This is a genomic window from Acidithrix sp. C25, assembly GCF_904848545.2.
On the sequence record NZ_CAJHCI020000002.1, the window covers coordinates 317,728 to 337,187 of the forward strand.

The window sequence follows — 19,460 nt, forward strand, 5'->3', positions numbered from 1 at the left end:
GGGAGATAGTTGTCACCCACTCCAGTCAAGAATTTAAAGAGCGGTTGGACTACTGGAACCTGTGCCAGCGCAGCCGCTAAAGCCTCAGCGATAGCTTTCTGCACCGCCCAAAAGCCCAATGAGATCGAGGTTCCTCTCCCTGATGGTTCAAGGGTATCGTTCATGGTGGGGTGGAACAACGATCAAGCCTTTGTAATAAAAGATGCTGGAGATGACCCTGATTGTACACATGGGGCGATGATATGTGCCTCCTTGACCCAAAGAGCTGACGAAGAAATTTCCTTTCTGGCTGGCGATGGCGTGGGGGTCATCACCAAGGAGGGGCTAGGGCTTCCTCTAGGTGACCCAGCGATCAATCCGGTTCCCCGAAGAATGATAGCCCAGGCAATACGTGAAGTGAGCAATCTCGGTTTCATAGTAACGATTAGTGTCCCCGGTGGCCAGGAGATGGCTAAAAAAACTACAAATGATCGCCTTGGAATCGTCGGCGGGATCTCCATCTTAGGAACTACCGGCATCGTACGACCATTTTCCACAGCTGCCTACCGGGCTTCAGTGGTCCAACAGATCGACGTTGCTGCAGCTCAAGGGGCTAACGAGCTATGCCTGGCGACAGGGTCTCGCAGTGAAGCCTTTGCAATATCGAAACGGCCCGACCTTGACTTGGTCTCTTTCGTTGAAATTGGAGACTTTACTAAAATTGCCCTCAAGCGCGCCAACCACTACGCCTTCGAGAAGGTTACCTGGGTCGGAATGGTCGGCAAGGTCACCAAGATTGCAAGTGGTTTTTTGATGACACATTTTCATCGAAGTGCATTAGACACCACCATCTTGGACGAGGTCTCTAAGATGACTACTACAAACAGTAAAATTCTCACTGCAGCAACAGCCACTGAGACCGCCCGACACTTCTATGAAGTCTGTATCGGCGAAGGCGAGATCGCCCCTTTGGACGAACTAACTCGACGCGCATACCAAAATTGCAAGCTAGAACTTCCAAAAATAAGCGACTTCCAGATGGTGATGTGCGACTTTGACGGATCAATGGAGATTTGCCGTGCCCACTGAGATCTTTATTCTCGGAATTGAGGGCGATCTAACCCAGAGAATTCCTCCTCATTGGCTCGGACAACTAAGAGGAGAGATAGTCATCCTGTCTCGATCGAGCTATCTGAAAAATCTCCAGCTTCCCCCTTCGATTCAGATCGCTTCAACCCATCTCTTTGACGAAGGCTACACCAAAGCACTGATGCAGGCTGTAACATTTGATGGTCCGATCCTAGTTCTAGCTTCAGGAGATCCAGCCTTCTTCGGGCCAATCCCCAGCCTTAGACGGATCTTTCCGGAGGTGCCTCTCCATATCTGCCCTAAGCCATCGTCAATATCTAGGGCCTTTGGACTTTTAGGGATGAATTGGGAAGATGCAGCTGTCATCTCTGGGGTAGGACGCGATCTCGACCTATTCGAAAGAGAACTTGGCGGCCACCTTCGCCTTGGTGTCCACAAGATAGCAGTGTTGACCTCTAAGACGACACCCCCATCCTATGTCGTCCAAAAGATCTATGAATTTTCCCGCACTGACTACGAGATCGAAATCGCAACCGATCTCAACCACTCCAGCCAAGCTATCTATGGTGCTCCATTCGAAATGGATGAGATCGATAAAAAAGCACTCGCAATAGTAATTGCATACCAAAAAGATGCCAAGACTCGAGACTCTCCAGCCGTTTCAACTTCTAAACTTGCCGACGCATTCAATCCAAAATCAAAAAGATTTTCTCAATTTGAATTTGACTCATTTGGATCAATGATCACAAAAAAAGAGATACGCGAATTGGTGGTAGGCAAGATAGCGCCTTGGAGATTGCCATTTGGCACCTTAGTCCTAGATATTGGTGCAGGTTCAGGCTCTGTTGGCCTTGAGGTGGCTAGACAGCGTCCCGACCTTCAATTAGTGGCAATCGAGCGACGGCACGAATCCATTGAAATAATAAAAGAAAATGCATCGCGCCTAGAACTTGCAATCAAGGTCATAGAGGGTGACGCGATCGATTATTTAGATAAGATCTCGACACCAAGCTCAATATTTGTAGGCGGAGGTGGTACCGAAATCCTCGAAGAAGTAGTTAGGCTCTTTGGAACCAAATCGATAATAGTGGCCACTTCAGCGACTCTAGAGAATGCGCAAAGGACCCACGATCTCCTTGGAAATCAGGTAATGGCTCAAATCTATCGAACAACCCCTCTTGGAAAATCCGGCAACCGAATAGATGGATACAATCCAGTCTTTATTTCATGGAATGAGAAAGCGCAACTATGAGCCGCTTTGTATTCACTTTGAAGGATGCAGATCTTGATTTAATTGCGCGACGAATCCCAAATTCACGGCTACTAACTTTCAATCACGAATCACTAGCCGAAAATTGGGAGTCGAAAAACGAACTTATATTGATTATGGCTCTTGGCGCCGCTATACGAATCATAGCCCCGCTTATAACAACCAAATATAAAGACCCAAAAGTAATAGTGATCGATTCAAATGGCGAGAATGTAATTCCGATCCTTGGAGCACACCTAGGAGCTAACCAGAGCGCACAAGAGATTGCCCAGCTTCTAGCGGCTCGCCCAATTATCACCACGAGCTCAGATCTAAGCCAATCCCTAGCAATTGACGCCTTTAGAGGATTTAGAGCCATCGGTCAAGTCGCAGGGTTCATCACAAGCACGAGCCGAGGAGAGAGATTTAAAGTTCTCAATCCAGCTAATCATTGGTTACCCCCAATGCTTAGATCCAAAGCAATGGATGACTCACGATCTCAGTTAAATGAAGTTCTAATATCAAACAAAAAAAGCCAAATAGAGCAGTTTTTACATCAAGACGACTCAACCTTGCGAGTCGTCTTGATTCCAAAAAATTTGGTCTTAGGAGTTGGCGCCTCCAGCGACGCAAGTAGTGGCGATTCTCGCCTTCTGCTAGATGAGGTCCTTGGCATCTTTGACATAACCCCCGAGGCTCTAGCTCTCGTCGCCACCATCGATAAACGAGCCAACCACCCAGCTATCTGCGGATTAGATCTTCCAATTGCCAGCTTTAGCCCAAGCGAGCTAGACAAGATAACGACTCCAAATGGCAACGAATTGGTTCGATCTTTTGTGGGCACCACCTCGGTAGCCGAAGCGTCCGCACTGCTTAGCTCCAAGGCCAATCAACTGCTAATTGAAAAACAAAAGGGGCCAAAGGTCACAATTGCAATTGCCGAAGCGCTCCGAGAGGGACACCTAAGCATCTGCGGATTGGGGCCTGGCTCTATGGATCTCGTGACGCCCAAGACGATAAGGGCTCTATTGGATGCCGATGTTGTAATTGGCTTTGATGGCTACATCAACCAAATCGAACATCTCCTCAATCCTTCTCAACTGATCCTCTCTTCACCGATTGGCCAGGAGACAAAACGCGCACAAGAGAGCCTTTCTCATCTAAGAATGGGAGACAATGTAGCTTTGGTTGCTTCAGGGGATCCCGGAATCTACGCCCTTGCAACATTAGTTCTTGAGCTAAAAAACGAGCTCCCACTTGAAGATCGCCAAAGCAGTTCGATCTCAGTCTTACCAGGAGTGACAGCTGGTCTTTCAGCAGCATCGCTATTGGGCGCCCCTCTCGGCCACGACCACTGCTATATCTCCCTGAGCGACCTCATGACGCCATGGAAAATAATTCGAAAGCGGATTGAAGCTGCCGCTGAGGCAGACTTTGGAATCGTCTTTTATAATCCAAGATCCAAAGAACGCAATTGGCAACTCAACGAGGCGCTAACTATAATTGCCGCTTCACGCCCGGGCACTACCCCGATCGGGATAGTAAAAGATGCCTATAGGCCAAACCAAGAGGTAATAGTTACCACCCTAGATGAGATCGACACCGACATAGTTACGATGACTACTACAGTGGTCGTGGGCTCCTCAACAACCTTTATTGTCGATGGATTGATGACCACTCCAAGAGGATACCTCTCAAAATGATGCAGCGGATACCTCTCAAAATTACCCAGGCGCTACCTCTCAAAATTACCCAGGCGCTACCTCTCAAAATTACCCAGGCGCTACCTCTCACAGACAAAAGACAATTAAAAGCAGAGGTCATCGCTGAGTCAAACTCGATTCAAAAAATCGCATTTGACCTTGACACCTGTTCAGGATGCGGCGCCTGTATTAGAACTTGTCCCCAAAGAGCAATTCATGGATCAACCATTGGCATCTTCATCGATGAGGATCTTTGTAATAGTTGTGGCGAATGCGTCGAAATCTGTCCCAAGGGATCTTTAGTCTTTTGTTCACCACCTGGTCAAACCTAATCTGACTTTTCAAATCCGTTGACAAGCCCCAAGATTAATGAAGAGTTCACTCGATCTAACCCTCTTCAAAGAATTAGATCGGTGTCATCGAAACAGCCTATCGATTTCACCAAAAGCCAAAATAAAGGTAACAAATAATGCCCAATCCCCCAGTAATATCGTCATTGAAGTGAAGAGCATCAACCGGTACCTCCAGCAAATGGCTGGTAACGACATTGAAGATAAAAGCATGGCAATTATCGCTCAAAGTGTAAACCTTAACGGCTTTGATCGATATGAGCGCGAAGTTGCTGCAAGGGTTATCCATGCCTGCGCGGATCCAACGATTTTAGAGACGCTCTCATTTTCAGATGGCTCAGTCGCCAAGGCTGTCAATTGCCTCGCTAACTCTAGAGCTAAGGTAATTACCGATGTTGAAATGACACGGCGAGCCCTCTATTGGAGAGAGACGATATGTGGCCTCGACCAAGTGGAAACTCCCGATCAAAACAAGACTCGGACACAGACAGGTATAGAGAATGCCCTACTAGAGTCGCCCTCTGATCCAATAGTCGTCATCGGATGTGCCCCAACAGCACTCTATTCAGTAATTGAACTGTGGGAAAAAGAAAGAATTGATCCGACTTTAGTCGTCGCACTTCCCGTCGGCTTTGTAGGTGCAGCAGATGCGAAAAAACTCTTGCAAGAAAGCGAGATCCCCCAAATCTCCAACATAGGGCCCCGTGGAGGCTCAGCTATGACAGCGGCGGCCTTCAACGCCATTGCGAGAATGGCAAAAGGCTCCTTCGTGCTAGAAGAAGCCTTAAATCGAATTACCCCAAAGGCCAACGAAACGAGAAGACCCAAATGACAAACGAGCTAAGCGACATCTTTATTGTCGGCCATGGAACAAAATCTGCAATGGGACAAGAACAACTAAGGACCCTAGTGGAAATGTGTAGTAAGCACTTCCAGGGACGCAAGGTTGGATATGGCTATTTAGAACTGGCAGATCCACATCTTGAAACCGCACTTAGGGGCTTCATTACCAAAGATACAAAAGAAATCACAGTGATACCTTTGGTGCTCTTAGGTGCTGGCCACGCCAAAAGTGACATAGCTGGAGCAGTCGAGGCTGCCCGAGGCGAATTTACTACCATTGAATTTCGCTATGGTCGAGATCTCTCGATAAGTATCGAGTTGATCGATGCATTCATGGAGCGCTACCGCCCTATCGACCCCAGCCAAGAAAAAGACGAGGAGGCGATCCTCCTTGTAGGACGAGGTTCAAGTGATCCTGATGCAAATTCAGAGGTCGCAAAGATAGCCAGGATGATCACCGAGATACACCAGATCTCTATTGTGGAAAGTGCATTTATATCCCTAACCACTCCCAGCGTCCCCCAAGGTCTAGAGCGCGCCTATCGCCTTGGCGCGAAAAGAATTACAGTACTACCATATTTTCTCTTTGCTGGCGCATTGATCGATCGAATTTCCCAACAGGCAAAAGAATGGAGTGTTACACACCAAGATGTCACCTTGGGCATCCATGGTGAACTTGGACCTCACGAAGTGCTGGTGGAGTTAATCGCCCAGCGCATAGCCGAAGCCGATGGGGACAGGGTCCAAATGAGTTGTGATCGTTGCATCTACAGAATTCGAACAAAAAACTTCGAGTCAAACTTTGGACAGCCACTGGTGGTGGCATATCCGAACGACAATCATCACCACCACCATTAATGGTGGTCATATCGCCACTTTCACGACAAGCCTATACTTTTGGCGCGGTTACCTTTAGCCTCCTTGGCACTAAAAGTTATGGGCCTCCCACAAAGCCTCCATTGGAATATAGGAGCTGACCATTTATCCAACCGCCTCGTGGCGAGCAGAGAAAAGAGACAAGATTTGCAACATCTTCTGGCTCCCCAACACGCCCCAGTGCAGTTTTACTCTTAATCAAATCAATAAGCTCAGGAGACATCCAGCCCGTATCGGTAGCTCCAGGATTTATCACATTCGATCGAATTCCCAATTCAGAAAGTTCATGGGCAGCAGCTAAAACAATTCGATCGAGCCCGCCTTTGGTAGCGCCGTAGGGGAGATTGAAGGCTGTGTGGTCGCTGGTAAGTGCGACAATGCGGCCTTGATCTGGCGCTAAGCTCCAACGAGTTGCAAACTCTCGAATCAAAAGCCAGCTTGCACGCATATTTACCTGAAAATGACGATCGAAGCTCTCAAGTGTCGTATCCATAATCGATGAATCCACAGACTCACAATGCGAAAGAACCAACACAGCCACAGGACCCAATTTCGAGTTGACCATATCAAAGATCATCGATGGAACAGAGAGCTCCGAAAGGTCGGCTTCTATGCCAATACTTAGTCCTCCCAAGTTGGCGATATAGTTGCTAAGTTCGCTGTTATGCTCAGGATCGGCTCCCCAAGGCATCGATTCGTCATATCGGCTCCAGTAGGTGTAGGCGATATCAAAACCATCCCGAGCTAGAGCCTTAGCAATCGCGCTTCCAATGCCTATTCTTCTGCCGACTCCCGTTATTAGCGCCACTTGCCTTGGTGCCATCGCATGCGCCCTCCTACCCTTTTGTAATGGCCAACTTCGAAATCATCACCGCTATTTATCGCAATCCATAAGATCGCCTCAGCTAAAGGGAAATCCCAAATCCCAACAGATACCGTCACGCCTAACAATCCTCATCTACCAAGTTATCTCTACATATGGCAACGGCCATTAGAAAATGCATGAATGTGGCAACGAAAATTACTACGGAATGACCACCTAGCGTGACGGCCCACTCTCGGTCTCTGGAACCTTCGAGGCAACTATCCCAAACCCATCGGAGACTGTCGCATTCGGCCTGCAACTACGACTCTGCGTCTCTGACGACGCGCAACCGGTAGTTATAACCAACTGTGGACCAACTCATCTTTGTCTTCTAGCACATGGCTACATACTTGCCTAAATGAAGATCAAATCCATAACAACCTAATCCAAATAACAACATCGTCTAGCATTGTAGCTATCACGTCGTGTGGTCTCCTTGGTACGCAAGATCAGTTATCACCAACAATACACCACAGTACCGCCAACATTGAAAAGAGCATTCCTACAATCAGCTAAAGGAGATCATTACCCAGGCTCCCTTTCGAGAAAGGGGTCGAATTGACTGAATTCAAGACCACCTCTGATCGCCTACATCCTCTCGTAGGCGTCGATCTGAAGCACGAAATTGGTAATCTCGTCGCGGAATCAGGGGTCGTTCTCTCGACTTATAGCGCGATAAGTCTCCACGTCTTAGTTACAGAGTCGCCAACGCTGTGGACAAACTCATACTGATCGCTAAAGGCCGACGACGCCCCGCTAGAAATCATCGAGCAGTACATGGCTAATCAGCGCAACGTTTGAGCACAGTTCTTTAGGGCTTCGCCCCAGTGGGGCTCTACATCTCCATGGCTAGTGCCATGGAGATTCTGCCCCACACCCATTGCGCTAACCCACAACTATGCAAGTTACACGTCAGAGGCGGCAATCATCGACTCGTATCGGTTCCGTCTCTATGGGATATGATGCAAGGCGCTGAAGTGGCGAGGTTACCACGACAAAAGGAGTGCCTATAGATCCGTAGACATTTCAGAACATCAGGATTATCCCAAATGGATAAAAACCTCTTCACTTTAAAGCACTCCACATTTGAAGCCGAAATTGGATTATGCCTAATCAAACCCAACGTCCGTGATAGGCACTATCGCCATAATCTCAAACAAAGAGGCCGAAGAAAATCAGTTATATCCAATTGCGATAATCAAACCCCGGGAAAAACGAGCTTAAGGGAATCGTCATAGCTCAAAACCTATAAGTGCAAAGATTGAATCCTGTTCACCTACCGAGTTGAATGTTCACCCACCGAGTTAACTGGTCATAATAAATTAATAAAAACACGACTTAAAATGGCGGAACACAGCTTAAAAATATAATTTACTCGATTGGACCAACCGAGTCAAAGGCGCAAATAGTAGCTGCCATGTCGACTAGTGACGTTCCAGCGACATATTAAAATAGCTACAAGTATGCAACTTGGGCTTCGATTGAGCGCGCCACTAGCCCCTGTGGGAATCAGCTCACCATCGCACACAGGACATGGCTCATCAATCAATCACCCACTGCGCATAAAAACATCGAATCTTCCCTTATTGTTACAGACCTGGATCCAATTGGATTAAATGGATTATTTCATAAAATCACTAGCGCTAAAGTAAAACTTTTGAATAGTTAATGTTGATACGATATGGCATCATCTAATAATAATTATCCCGGTAAATCAACTAACGAACAATCATAGATCCAAGCAGGTGAAGCAAAATCAGGTTAAATCCAAAAATAATCAGGTATGTCAACACAGTCGACATAGAGTCGACTGCTGGAGGAGACATTGTCACTGATAAAGTCCACGTGATTCAAAAATAAGAAAGTAACGGCCTAGGACTTGTTTAAAAATCACATTTTACTATTTCAAATATGGCCCATTCTCCGTCTTTGGATAATTCTCATGGTTCAAAATAACTGTAGCTAAGGCTACAGATAAAATTCTAGGAGAGGGTCCGGACCAAAACAATCCCTCACCATACCATGGCCATACAAAGCAGGCCAAATGCCAAAGCCGTAGCTGCACGATTAAACGAACTAGAGATAAACACGGCTAAGACAAGCATGCAATTGAATAGATAGATAGATCAAGAGCAGGGTAGAAATTTTTGAGGCAGCAGTGGTGAAGTTAGCCCTGATCTAGTCCCATCCCAAAAACTAATAAGCCTCATCATCTTCGCAGGTAGAAAAGTTTTTAAAAATATTTTCCGCAATTGACTTGAAAGTGCCATTACTAGTGAATAATATTACTTCTAGTGGAAGCGCTTCCACGGCTCGAATTACCTTGGGGAAGGTAGAGCCAGTGAACGCACAAAGGGGGAAACCACGTGCTAAAACATTCGAGAGTTAACATATTTGATGTTGCTAACCATGCTGGCGTCGCCGTTTCCACCGTTTCCAGAGTGCTAAATGGAAGCACTAAAGTTTCAGATGCAACACGTACAAAAGTACTTCTTGCGATCGAGACACTTGATTTTAAACCAAGTCGCCTCGCCAGCAGCCTATCTAAAGGAAGATTCGACAACGTCGCTATCGTGGCGCCGTTTCTCACTCGACCCTCAGTCGTAACTAGAATCGATGGCGCACTTGATTTCTTAGACCAAACGGGTCACAGCACAGTGCTCTACAGCGTCTCCAAAACATCTCAGCGCGACCACTACTTCGAAGCACTAATGGATCAACATGAAGCAACCGGTGTGATTGTGATATCTGTTCCGATGATGCCCGAGCATATACGAAAGTTCCAATCCGCTGGAGTCGCGTTGTCCCTTGTCGACACGATTGGCGAAGGAACCGCTCAGGTCACAATAGATGATCAATTGGGTGGACGCCTAGCTACTAACCACCTCATTGAAGAAGGACATAGCCGTATCGGTTTCATCGGCGATCTAATCAAAGGGGAAAGCCTCAAATTCTCGTCTTCTCGCGAACGACTCATTGGAATGGTCCAAGCACTAACGGCCAATGGATTGACCCACGATGAATCCTTGGTCAAGTTAGGTGATCATAGCGCTGAGGCAGCTCGAGTATGCGCCCAGCAACTCTTGGAATCAGCCAATCCACCGAGCGCAATATTCGCCGCATCAGATACACAGGCTATAGGAGCACTGGTGGCGGCTGAATCTTTGGGACGCAAAGTTCCTCAAGATTTGGCCATAATTGGCTTTGACGACCTAGAAGTCACCAGCCTTTTGGATCTCTCAACCGTGCGCCAACACTTACATGAGAGCGGAAGGCTCGGGGCCCAGCGACTAACCACTCTCATGGAGGGCAAAAAAATCGACGAACCAACACTCCTGATGGACATCGAGGTGGTCGTTCGCTCTAGCACTAAAGGAGAACGGGGGTCAAGCCTGAGTCGAATTATCTCGTAATTCAAATTCTTAAAAGGTAAAAAAACGATCGAGGTTATGGTCTTGGGCCACTTGGTAATTCGCGCCCAATACCTAACGCTCGATCGATGCTTATAGCTTCGCAGAAGCACGAAAGGAAGTCTAGATGAAAATCCATAGCAAATCTACGGTGAAGAGGAACCCTCGTAAAAGGGCGGGCAAATATGCAATAACCATCGCTACATCTGCTTTAGTATTAAGCGCTTGTGGCTCATCGTCAACATCTTCATCATCGGCCTCGACCTCAGCATCTGGGACCTCAGGCGGCATAACCACTATCAATTGGTGGGCGAGCCCCCTTGGTGGCGCAGGCGATCGCCAAAAGCTAATCACTGCCTTTGAAGCGGCAAATCCAAACATAAAGATCAAACTGATCTCCGCTCCAACGAACACAGATACAAATCGAGCCCAACTTATCACCCAGATCTCTGGGGGTGCCACAACACCTGACGTCTTTATGGGGGATGTGATTTGGCCGGCTCAATTCGGAGCCCATGGCCTTGCGCTACCGTTGAGCAAATACCTACCGGCGAGCTATTTTGCTAAATTTGCACCTGGACTAGTATCTGGAGCATCCTATAAGGGTCAGGTATATGGATCACCACTCTTTTCAGACCAAGGCTTTCTCTACTATCGCAAAGATCTTTTAGCCAAAGCGAATCTACCAGTTCCAACGACATGGCCACAACTCGAATCTGAAGCGGTAACCCTCGTCAAAGATGGTTTAGTTCAAAACGGCTTCGTTTGGGAGGGGAACTCCTACGAGGGCCTGACTTGTAACTTTATGGAATATCTCGCTTCGGCAGGTGGAACCGTTGTCAACTCAGGATATAGCGCGTCGACTATCAATTCCGCAGCCGGGCTAAAGGCACTCACCTTCATGCGAAGCCTAATTACCAGTGGCGCCAGCCCTGCCTCTGTCACTACAATGCAAGAACCACAAGCCGAATCAACGTTCGTAGCCGGCAATTCCGCCTTCTTGAGAAACTGGACATATGCATGGGCTGACTCCCAAAACCCCGCCACTTCAAAGGTGGTCGGCAAAGTTGGAGTGGCCCCTCTCCCAACCTTCCCAGGTCAAAGTGGACCTGGTTATTCAAACATTGGTGGGTGGAACTTGTATGTCAACCCTCATACCAAGCACCTTCAGGCCGACCTAACCTTTTTGAAGTGGATGTCAGGAACTGCAGCCCAGACCACTTTAGGAAACCTGTCCTTTATTCCTACAGTGGAATCCGTTCGTCAAGCCTTTGCTTCGTCGACGACGGCTCCTCCTCCGCTTCAGATAGCTGCAAAGACCAAACTGGTACCTCGTCCTTCGGGTACGCCAAACTATGCTGCGGTTAGCCAAGCAATCTACGCCAATGTAAATGCCGCTCTTTCGGGTTCCACCTCGGTAGCTTCAGCGCTTTCAACCGCTTCATCTCAGATGAACTCAGCGTTGGGTGGCGGCCTCTAACCCCCCCATAGCGATGTGCCCCTTGGAGTTTTCAACTCATGCATGCTTAGCCATGTATGAGTTGAAAACGACTGCCACCCCCAGGTCAAGGGGCACAAACAATTGACAACGGGTTCAGCCGTATCAATATAGAAGCAATCTATCTAAAACAGCGAGGTGAAAGATACCCATGGTTGCAACAGAAACGAAAGTCACAGAAGCCACGCCTACTTCAAAAGCCGCTTCGAAAAAGCTCCGAGATCGAAATCAAATCCTACTGGCGCGCCTCGGATGGCGCTTCACCACACCTTCACTGCTAATAGTTGGCCTTGTTACAATCTTCCCAATCTCTTTCTCAGTAATCCTAAGTCTCTCAAACGTAACCCTTTCAGGAAACGGCTTTTCGCTTGGGGGCTTTACCTTCAACAACTTCTCGATCTTGATTCACTCATCTGAGTGGCGTTACGCTTTAGCCTTTACAATCTTCTATACCATTGTTTCGGTCCTAGTGGAGGTAATACTAGGAACAATGATCGCGCTTTTGATGGAACGCCTTTCCGGAGGACGCGGTCCCATGATGGCCCTGCTACTCCTGCCTTGGTCGATAATCACCGTAATATCGGCCGAGCTTTGGCAATATATATTTCAGGGTTCCTACGGCGTCATGCAACAGATCTTTAGCGCCGTCGGCCTCGGCAAACCGGTCTTTCTCGGAAGTCCCACGCCAGCCATCATCTCAATGATGATTGCCGACATCTGGAAGACAACACCCTTTGTGGCGGTAATCGTCCTAGCGGGTCTCGTGATGCTACCCGGCGATGTCTTTGAAGCAGCCGCAGTGGACGGATGCTCTGGATGGGTTATGTTCTGGAAGATAACCTTCCCTCTGCTGCGACCAACAATTGCCATCGCGGTCCTATTTAGGATCTTACAAGCGTTTGGAATCTTCGACCTCCCATTCGTTTTGACTGGTGGAGGGCCCGGGACTTCTACTACCTCCTTGGCAATCCTGGGGTACAAAGCCATGTTTCAAAACCTACAATTCGGACCTGGTTCTGCAGTTGCGGTCAGTGCTACGGGCCTGGTTTTAATCGGTTGCCTTTCATTTCTAAAGGTCTTCAAGAGCCAAGTGAACAACGGGGAGTAGCCAAAGATGGAACGTAAGAAAAAAACCGGTTTCGCTCGATATATCAACTTGGTAAATCTCGGAGTCTTCGTAGTCGTCACATCGGTGAGTTTGCCGATCTACTGGCTAGTTATCTCAAGCCTCAAACAACCAGTGGCAATAGGTGCATCGCCACCTCAATATATCCCCTCTCCGTTTAGCTTTGCAAACTATCAGCAGGCATTCAGTCAATACGGCTTCAGTCAATACTTCATCAACTCAATGATCGTGACCGTAGCTGCTACCATTTTGGTATTGGGACTGGGATCTCTAGCGGGCTACGGCTTGGCACGACTTCCAATGCGAGGCAAAACCACGATCATGTTGACGCTTTTGGTCATTTCGCTATTTCCAGGAATTGCAGTAATTCCGCCCCTATATCTAATGATGCGCACTATTGGATGGTTAAACAGCTATCAGGCGCTCATAGTTCCCTACACCGCTTTCAATCTACCCTTTGCCATTTGGATCCTGAGAAACTACTTCCTGGGACTACCAAAAGAGATGGAGGAGACGGGACGAATAGATGGCGCATCCCCACTTCGCATCTACTGGTCGATCATCTTGCCACAAGCGTTGCCGGGCCTCTTCACAGCTGGAGTCTTCACCTTTACAGCGTGTTGGACGGAATTTCTCATGGCACTAACCCTCAACAACTCGAACAGTTTTAGAACCATACCTGTAGGAATCGCACTCTTTGGCACACCATTCAATATTCCCTATGGAACAATATTTGCAGCTAGCGTTGTAGCAGTTGTACCGATTGGAATTCTCGTATTTGTCTTCCGCAAGTCGGTGGTCTCCGGTTTGACCTCCGGGGCGGTAAAGGGCTGAGGAAAACGCCACAATTTTTATAAGGAAAGCTGAATTAATTGACAGATATTGACCTTAAGGCACAAAGACACTGGTGGGATGGATCACTGATCTATCACATCTATATTCGATCCTTTAAGGATGGCAACGGAGACGGGCTAGGAGATATAATCGGTGCCCACGAAATGCTACCGTATCTAAACTGGCTCGGCGTAGGCGGCATCTGGCTTTCACCGAGTATGCCCTCTCCAGATCGAGATTGGGGATACGACGTAGCCGACTACAAAGGCGTCCACCCCTCTATAGGTACAATGGAGGAGCTAGAGCGCTTCATATCAACAGCAGCAGAGTTAGGAATCCACGTACTTCTAGACCTTGTCCCTAACCACACGAGCGACCAACATGCCTGGTTCATTGAGTCTAAGGGTAACCCAAAGTCAAAATATCGAGACTACTACGTTTGGGCAAAGGGCAAGGGGCCGAACCAGCCACCTAATAATTGGATCGATGCAACTGGTTCGAGCGCATGGACCTTTGACGAAGCTTCCGGGGAATATTATCTCCACAACTTCTTAAAGAGTCAACCGGATCTGAACTGGTGGAATCCACAAATTCATCGAGAGATGGATGAGATCGTTCAATTCTGGTTCGCGAAGGGTGTGGCGGGATTTCGAATCGATGTAGCGCACGGCCTCTACAAGGACAAAGACCTAAGAGACGACCCAATTGCACCTCCTGAAGATACGGTGAATGAACGGTTCAACTTGATAGAAAAATATTCGAAAAATCAACCCGAGGTCCACGATGTCTATCGGAGATGGAGAAACTTAGCAGAGTCGTACTCTCCACCGCGTCTACTACTGGGTGAAACCTGGGTGGATGGCTTAGAAGGGTTGGCGAAGTTTTACGGAAAAAACGATGAACTTCAAATGGCCTTCAACTTCCTCTTTACCTTCTCGAAGTTCGATGCCAGCTCTCTTAGGAAGTCCATCGCCGAGACACTAAGACATCTCCCTGAGGGATCTACTCCCGTCTGGACTGCTTCGAACCACGATATCTCCCGCTTCCCAACACGATGGGCCAAAGGTGATGCGAAAAAGATCCGAGTTGCACTTACAATCCTTGCCACCCTTCCGGGCACGTTAGTCATTTACTATGGTGACGAACTTGGGTTTGGTGACGAAGCGGTACCACCAAAGATGATGCGGGACGAAATGACAGCGGGCATACCAGGTACTCGATTTGAAAGAGATAGCGCAAGACTACCAATGTCGTGGAACTCTAGTGCAAATCGTGGCTTCAGTGATGGCGACAGCGCTCCGTGGTTACCATATAGAGCAAATGACTATCAAGATGTGGCCTCGCAAATGGCCAATAGGAATTCGATCCTTCACTACGCTCGAGAACTATTTGCATTGCGCAAGACGGCCTATGACTTTCGACGAGAACATTTTGCCCTCTTGGAGAGTCCACCCGATGTACTCTATTACCGAACCGGGCGTTCTTATGTTGCCTCAAACCTTTCAGATGCAACGATAATTGCACACTGCGACCCAAATTCAATCGTCCTACACAGCCTAGATAACACAAGCTGGGAGGTCCAAAGTGATACAATTCAACTAGCGGGATGGGAGTCCGTGATTTCGACTCAAGAGCTACGTTTTACTTTTTAAGACAAAATCATTAGTCAAAGACCAAAGAAACCGCTGGTCTTAGCCATTTAAACAAATGGTGGCCACCAGCGGTAAAGACCGAAAAATTGCGAGAAACTACTACCTAACTGGGGGACGCAACCGTGGCAACTATCAATCTAGAAAATATTAAAAAGATCTATCCAAACGGTTACGAAGCGGTACATGACATCTCTTTATCGATCGCCGAGGGAGAATTTATGGTCCTAGTTGGCCCGTCAGGATGTGGGAAGACCACGCTACTCCGCATGGTTGCCGGACTCGAAGATATCTCACACGGATCTTTAAAGATCGGCGAGAAAGTAGTCAACGAAGTATCACCCAAAGACAGAGACATCGCGATGGTATTTCAAAACTATGCCCTTTATCCCCACATGACGGTAGCTGAAAATATCGGCTTTGCCCTGAAACTCAAGAAGCTGCCCAAGGAAGAGATCGGCAATAAGGTACGTGCCGCCGCAGAACTTCTTGGTCTGACCGAATGGTTGGACCGTAAGCCTCGGGAACTCTCTGGGGGCCAACGCCAACGTGTAGCCATGGGCCGAGCAATAGTAAGGGAGCCTTCGGTTTTTTTGATGGACGAACCTCTTTCAAACCTCGATGCCAAGCTTCGAGTGAAGATGCGTTCTGAAGTCCTAAAGATTCAGCGCCAGCTTGGCGTAGCAACCATGTACGTTACCCACGATCAGACCGAGGCTATGACCATGGGAGACCGCGTGGCGGTTCTAAATAGCGGCAATCTCCTCCAATGCGATACCCCGCAAAACCTATACGACTATCCCATCGACCAATTCGTCGCTTCATTTATCGGATCGCCCGCAATAAACCTCTACCAGGCAGAATTGACTCAGGGCGCCAAGGGACTTATTCTCGCTGGGGAACTCATCGATCTACCTGACAGCGTTCTCGTATCACATCCAATCCTCGAAAGTTACGCAAGCAAGCAAATTACCGTTGGTATTCGCCCCGAGGACCTATCGTTGGCTGACGAATTAGAGACTAATGCGGTAGGTGCTGTAGTGGAAATCGTGGAAGCGCTAGGCTCTGAACTCATCGTTCACTTCACGATAAAAGCTAATTCGATCACCGTTGAGGGTGCGATTGAAGAGGCAGAAACCATAATGGAAAGCAAAGGGGCAGGAGTTGCTCGGATCGAACCACGCGCAATTGTAAAGGCTGGAGATAACGTTCGCCTAAAGCCAAATTCTACCGCTTTTCACTTCTTCGATTCCGTCACCGGGATAGCAATCTACTAACGACTCGACTTTGCCGATTTAACCCTTTCGGCGCTTATATCGCTTCAGGGCTCTAAATGTCTATTGGCACCTTCGTAAAAGATTTTGAAGGTGCCAATCTCCAAAAGACGATGGGCCACAATTTAGTGCCACCGTCCATTGCCACTAGAGATTTCGCCACATAACATTCGTTATCAAGATAATCCAATTAGGCCGAGCTTATGTGATGTCAAAATCATCTCATCGCTAGATCTCTTAATCGGTTAGACCGTAGCAACAATCGAAATAGAAATTCACGATTTAAAGGTTGGCCCAAGGAAGACCAAAACACTTTATGAGCTATGCCTCTTCAATCGCCGACAAAGCCTTTAATTGCTCCACAAAAGCTTCTACATCGATGAGTCGACTAAAAAATTCCTCGTCACATCGCTCTACGGCAACTATGGCCTGATTCGCCAGTTCAGTTCCAGCTTCGGTAGCCGAAAGAAGCCACGCTCTCTTGTCGAGTGGGTCCTGACTTCGAACAATTAGATTCTTTGCCTCAAGGCTCCTCAAGACCTGAGAGGTCATCATCGGATCGATAGATGCAAAGCTTGCTAAATCTCGTTGGTTGATTACCCGCTTGTTCTTAAGCCAAACCAATGAAGCTAGAGCCACAAATTGAACATGGGTCAATCCAAATGGTCGAAGTGCAGCCCTTTGAGATGCCTGCCAACGATTCGTGGTATACCAAAGTAAAAAGCCAGGACTCGCCTGTGGCGTATCGAATTCACTATCTAAGTTTTGCCGAGGAGCTATCGCCATATCTTGAATCCTTCCCAAATCGAAATAAGCATAGTCAAAATCTAACAATGGCATAGCTAAAGTAATCTTGGTGGCCACTGAAGGTTAAATAGCTCTTGCGATCCGGCAACCAAAGCGGCCCTTATAATCACTGCGAAGTTCTAAAACCTAATTTTCAACCATCTCTACCAGGCGATCTAAACTGGCTTTGGTATTTGAGCGAATACCTGGAGCCAAAATACGTCGCCACATCCAGGTCATTGGCCCTGAAAGTGAAACCGCTACCTCGATGTCGCTTCCACCATCTTCGCGGGCCAAGAGAAAATGACCAAATATCAATTTGGCACCGACCAACCGTGAGCTATTGACAAAAGAGCTACCTAACTCCAATGACTCAATTTTGATAGAAACCTTCGGTCCCCTTTTTGGCTTCATCTCTCCAACGCCACCTTGAATCATAGGTCCCACAAGAGTGGCCCACTCGACATCTAAATCCCAATCACTCCAACTCCCAAGGTCCAGCCAGCGATCGTAGAAAGTCGATGGAGCTACCTTTGAGGACGCTCGAGCTACAGCAATCACTTTTTCCATAAATATATAGTATACGCGCTTATTATATTTTCGTCCCTTGGATCCAAGACCTCGCTCCACGATTCAGCCCTCAAGGTGCTAGGTTACAAATCCGGATATGGAAGTTACCCAACTCTCCAATGGGTAATCAAATCTCTTATGCAAATCTCCAATTCGCTTCTATCATGATTTAAGCAAGATGAAAGTCACGCGTGACAGGTGAGATATGCCCCAAAGCCAAAACGAGATAGCCATCGAAGATTCGACCGGCAATGCGAGAGACGACCAAACCTTAGAATCCAAACCGGCTGCTGTAATCTTGGGAGAAAACCTCGTAGACCTCTTTGTAAGCGAAGATAGCGCTATTAGGGCAATTCCTGGCGGTGGACCGCTAAACGTCGCTAGAACGATCTCTAGATTAAAGGGCCACTCATATCTCTTTAGTCGACTTTCCTGGGACGTCTTCGGGCGCAAGATTCGAGTCGGACTCCAAAAAGACGGAGTAATCCTTGGGCTACCCGATGAAATTCAACTACCCACTCCCCTAGCGGTGGTAAACCAAGACCAAGGTAAGACAACTTATGGCTTCCATCTAGATAGAACCTCCGCTTTTCAAATCAACACGGACGAAGTTAGCGCATTCATGGATCAATGCAAAAGGCCTATCGGCGCAATTTATGCCGGTACTTTAGGACTAGTAGTAGAACCCATGGCTTCTGTAGCAGAGGTAATTTTATCCAGCGCTGCGGAAGATACCCTTGTCGTCATAGATCCAAATTGCAGGCCCACTGCAATCGCCGACAAGGATCTATATATCGCAAGACTCACAAGACTATACAAACGCTGTGATGTCATAAAAGTCAGTGATGAAGATCTGGATTACCTATTCCCCGGGCTAGAGATTGCAAATGCCGCTAAATCGCTTCTTGCTCAAGGGCCACGATGTATCCTCGTAACCCGTGGTGGGGCACCTATAGAGATCTACATTGGGGATCAAACCGCATTCGTAGAGATACCTATTGTTAGGATCGCTGACACCGTAGGTGCTGGAGACGCATTTGTCGGAGGATTCATTGCCTGGTGGTTAAAGTCCAAACTAAGCCGAAATGAAATCAACGACATAGGCCAAGTCACTAAAGCCGCTAAAGCCGCTGCTCTAATAGCTGCTCTAAACTGCACCAAGCAAGGAGCCGAACCCCCGTGGGCCCCTGAGGTATCCTCCATAGAAGGCTGGTCCGATCTGTAGTTTCGAAGGAATGTGAACTTATAAAAGTTAACGCCATTTAAGCTCTCACGATCTAATCGGTATAGTGATTTTTACCAGCCCTAGAGGTGCTGGAAGACGAAGGTGAGCCGCCCTCATAAATCACCCAATTATTG

General features: G+C 47.7%; 17 protein-coding genes. 14 read left to right on the plus strand and 3 right to left on the minus strand.

The features are described 5' to 3' along the window. Positions 1-9 precede the first annotated feature (9 nt). From ACIDITHRIX25_RS94600 to ACIDITHRIX25_RS94625, 6 genes are read left to right on the plus strand one after another with little or no spacing between them, the layout of a single operon-like run. Entirely contained in the window at positions 10-1,068 is a 1,059-nt protein-coding gene (locus ACIDITHRIX25_RS94600; protein ID WP_201733093.1) for a cobalt-precorrin-5B (C(1))-methyltransferase, read from the plus strand. After that, positions 1,058-2,320 (plus strand): bifunctional cobalt-precorrin-7 (C(5))-methyltransferase/cobalt-precorrin-6B (C(15))-methyltransferase, encoded by a 1,263-nt coding sequence (locus ACIDITHRIX25_RS94605; protein ID WP_201733094.1) that lies wholly within the window; start codon positions 1,058-1,060, stop codon positions 2,318-2,320. Before ACIDITHRIX25_RS94600 ends, ACIDITHRIX25_RS94605 begins: the two co-directional genes overlap by 11 nt. After that, a complete protein-coding gene (gene cobJ / locus ACIDITHRIX25_RS94610; protein WP_201733095.1) occupies positions 2,317-4,020 on the plus strand; it encodes a precorrin-3B C(17)-methyltransferase in 1,704 nt (567 codons plus the stop codon). Before ACIDITHRIX25_RS94605 ends, cobJ begins: the two co-directional genes overlap by 4 nt. Continuing rightward, entirely contained in the window at positions 4,017-4,352 is a 336-nt protein-coding gene (locus tag ACIDITHRIX25_RS94615) for a 4Fe-4S binding protein (RefSeq protein WP_201733096.1), read from the plus strand. The genes cobJ and ACIDITHRIX25_RS94615 overlap by 4 nt, the downstream gene beginning before the upstream one ends. A 37-nt stretch (positions 4,353-4,389) precedes the next feature. After that, entirely contained in the window at positions 4,390-5,202 is an 813-nt protein-coding gene (locus ACIDITHRIX25_RS94620) for a precorrin-8X methylmutase (RefSeq protein WP_201733097.1), read from the plus strand. Next, positions 5,199-6,071 (plus strand): sirohydrochlorin chelatase, encoded by an 873-nt coding sequence (locus tag ACIDITHRIX25_RS94625; RefSeq protein ID WP_201733098.1) that lies wholly within the window; start codon positions 5,199-5,201, stop codon positions 6,069-6,071. The genes ACIDITHRIX25_RS94620 and ACIDITHRIX25_RS94625 overlap by 4 nt, the downstream gene beginning before the upstream one ends. 76 nt (positions 6,072-6,147) lie before the next feature. Here the strand turns inward: ACIDITHRIX25_RS94625 and ACIDITHRIX25_RS94630 are convergent, their stop codons facing one another. Then, complete coding sequence (locus ACIDITHRIX25_RS94630) at positions 6,148-6,912, minus strand: SDR family oxidoreductase (RefSeq protein ID WP_201733099.1); 765 nt, start codon at positions 6,910-6,912, stop codon at positions 6,148-6,150. A gap of 600 nt (positions 6,913-7,512) precedes the next feature. Here ACIDITHRIX25_RS94630 and ACIDITHRIX25_RS94635 point away from each other — a divergent pair. The 7 genes from ACIDITHRIX25_RS94635 (at position 7,513) to ACIDITHRIX25_RS94665 (ending at position 16,748) form a co-directional block, all read left to right on the plus strand. Beyond that, positions 7,513-7,686 (plus strand): hypothetical protein, encoded by a 174-nt coding sequence (locus ACIDITHRIX25_RS94635; RefSeq protein WP_201733100.1) that lies wholly within the window; start codon positions 7,513-7,515, stop codon positions 7,684-7,686. Between the two features lie 1,634 nt (positions 7,687-9,320). Next, on the plus strand, positions 9,321-10,367 hold the full coding sequence (locus ACIDITHRIX25_RS94640) for a LacI family DNA-binding transcriptional regulator (protein ID WP_201733101.1): 1,047 nt from the start codon (positions 9,321-9,323) through the stop codon (positions 10,365-10,367). A 124-nt stretch (positions 10,368-10,491) separates the two neighbouring features. Next, positions 10,492-11,844: an ABC transporter substrate-binding protein gene (locus tag ACIDITHRIX25_RS94645; RefSeq protein WP_052604772.1), complete on the plus strand. Its 1,353-nt coding sequence runs from the start codon at positions 10,492-10,494 to the stop codon at positions 11,842-11,844. A 169-nt stretch (positions 11,845-12,013) separates the two neighbouring features. After that, complete coding sequence (locus ACIDITHRIX25_RS94650) at positions 12,014-12,970, plus strand: carbohydrate ABC transporter permease (protein ID WP_201733102.1); 957 nt, start codon at positions 12,014-12,016, stop codon at positions 12,968-12,970. A gap of 6 nt (positions 12,971-12,976) precedes the next feature. Next, positions 12,977-13,822: a carbohydrate ABC transporter permease gene (locus tag ACIDITHRIX25_RS94655; protein WP_052604773.1), complete on the plus strand. Its 846-nt coding sequence runs from the start codon at positions 12,977-12,979 to the stop codon at positions 13,820-13,822. A 38-nt stretch (positions 13,823-13,860) separates the two neighbouring features. Beyond that, positions 13,861-15,474, plus strand: a complete 1,614-nt coding sequence (locus ACIDITHRIX25_RS94660; protein WP_052604774.1) for an alpha-amylase family glycosyl hydrolase — start codon at positions 13,861-13,863, stop codon at positions 15,472-15,474. A 122-nt stretch (positions 15,475-15,596) separates the two neighbouring features. Beyond that, on the plus strand, positions 15,597-16,748 hold the full coding sequence (locus ACIDITHRIX25_RS94665) for an ABC transporter ATP-binding protein (protein WP_201733103.1): 1,152 nt from the start codon (positions 15,597-15,599) through the stop codon (positions 16,746-16,748). 318 nt (positions 16,749-17,066) lie between these two features. On the opposite strand, the gene ACIDITHRIX25_RS94670 is transcribed toward ACIDITHRIX25_RS94665, so the two are convergent. Continuing rightward, positions 17,067-17,531: a MarR family winged helix-turn-helix transcriptional regulator gene (locus ACIDITHRIX25_RS94670; RefSeq protein ID WP_052604816.1), complete on the minus strand. Its 465-nt coding sequence runs from the start codon at positions 17,529-17,531 to the stop codon at positions 17,067-17,069. 147 nt (positions 17,532-17,678) lie between these two features. After that, positions 17,679-18,101 carry an SRPBCC family protein gene (locus ACIDITHRIX25_RS94675; protein ID WP_152625871.1) on the minus strand — a complete coding sequence of 141 codons (423 nt, stop codon included), beginning with the start codon at positions 18,099-18,101 and terminating at the stop codon, positions 17,679-17,681. Positions 18,102-18,306: 205 nt separating this feature from the next. Here ACIDITHRIX25_RS94675 and ACIDITHRIX25_RS94680 point away from each other — a divergent pair, with 205 nt between their 5' ends. Next, complete coding sequence (locus ACIDITHRIX25_RS94680; RefSeq protein ID WP_052604777.1) at positions 18,307-19,326, plus strand: PfkB family carbohydrate kinase; 1,020 nt, start codon at positions 18,307-18,309, stop codon at positions 19,324-19,326. The last annotated feature ends 134 nt before the right edge of the window (positions 19,327-19,460 follow it).

Coding starts and splice junctions, on each gene's coding strand:
- cobJ (WP_201733095.1), top strand. CDS start 2,317: ATGAGCCGCTTTGTATTCACTTTGAAGGATGCAGATCTTGATTTAATT.
- ACIDITHRIX25_RS94615 (WP_201733096.1), top strand. CDS start 4,017: ATGATGCAGCGGATACCTCTCAAAATTACCCAGGCGCTACCTCTCAAA.
- ACIDITHRIX25_RS94620 (WP_201733097.1), top strand. CDS start 4,390: ATGAAGAGTTCACTCGATCTAACCCTCTTCAAAGAATTAGATCGGTGT.
- ACIDITHRIX25_RS94625 (WP_201733098.1), top strand. CDS start 5,199: ATGACAAACGAGCTAAGCGACATCTTTATTGTCGGCCATGGAACAAAA.
- ACIDITHRIX25_RS94630 (WP_201733099.1), bottom strand. CDS start 6,912: ATGGCACCAAGGCAAGTGGCGCTAATAACGGGAGTCGGCAGAAGAATA.
- ACIDITHRIX25_RS94645 (WP_052604772.1), top strand. CDS start 10,492: ATGAAAATCCATAGCAAATCTACGGTGAAGAGGAACCCTCGTAAAAGG.
- ACIDITHRIX25_RS94650 (WP_201733102.1), top strand. CDS start 12,014: ATGGTTGCAACAGAAACGAAAGTCACAGAAGCCACGCCTACTTCAAAA.
- ACIDITHRIX25_RS94655 (WP_052604773.1), top strand. CDS start 12,977: ATGGAACGTAAGAAAAAAACCGGTTTCGCTCGATATATCAACTTGGTA.
- ACIDITHRIX25_RS94670 (WP_052604816.1), bottom strand. CDS start 17,531: ATGGCGATAGCTCCTCGGCAAAACTTAGATAGTGAATTCGATACGCCA.
- ACIDITHRIX25_RS94675 (WP_152625871.1), bottom strand. CDS start 18,101: ATGGAAAAAGTGATTGCTGTAGCTCGAGCGTCCTCAAAGGTAGCTCCA.
- ACIDITHRIX25_RS94680 (WP_052604777.1), top strand. CDS start 18,307: ATGCCCCAAAGCCAAAACGAGATAGCCATCGAAGATTCGACCGGCAAT.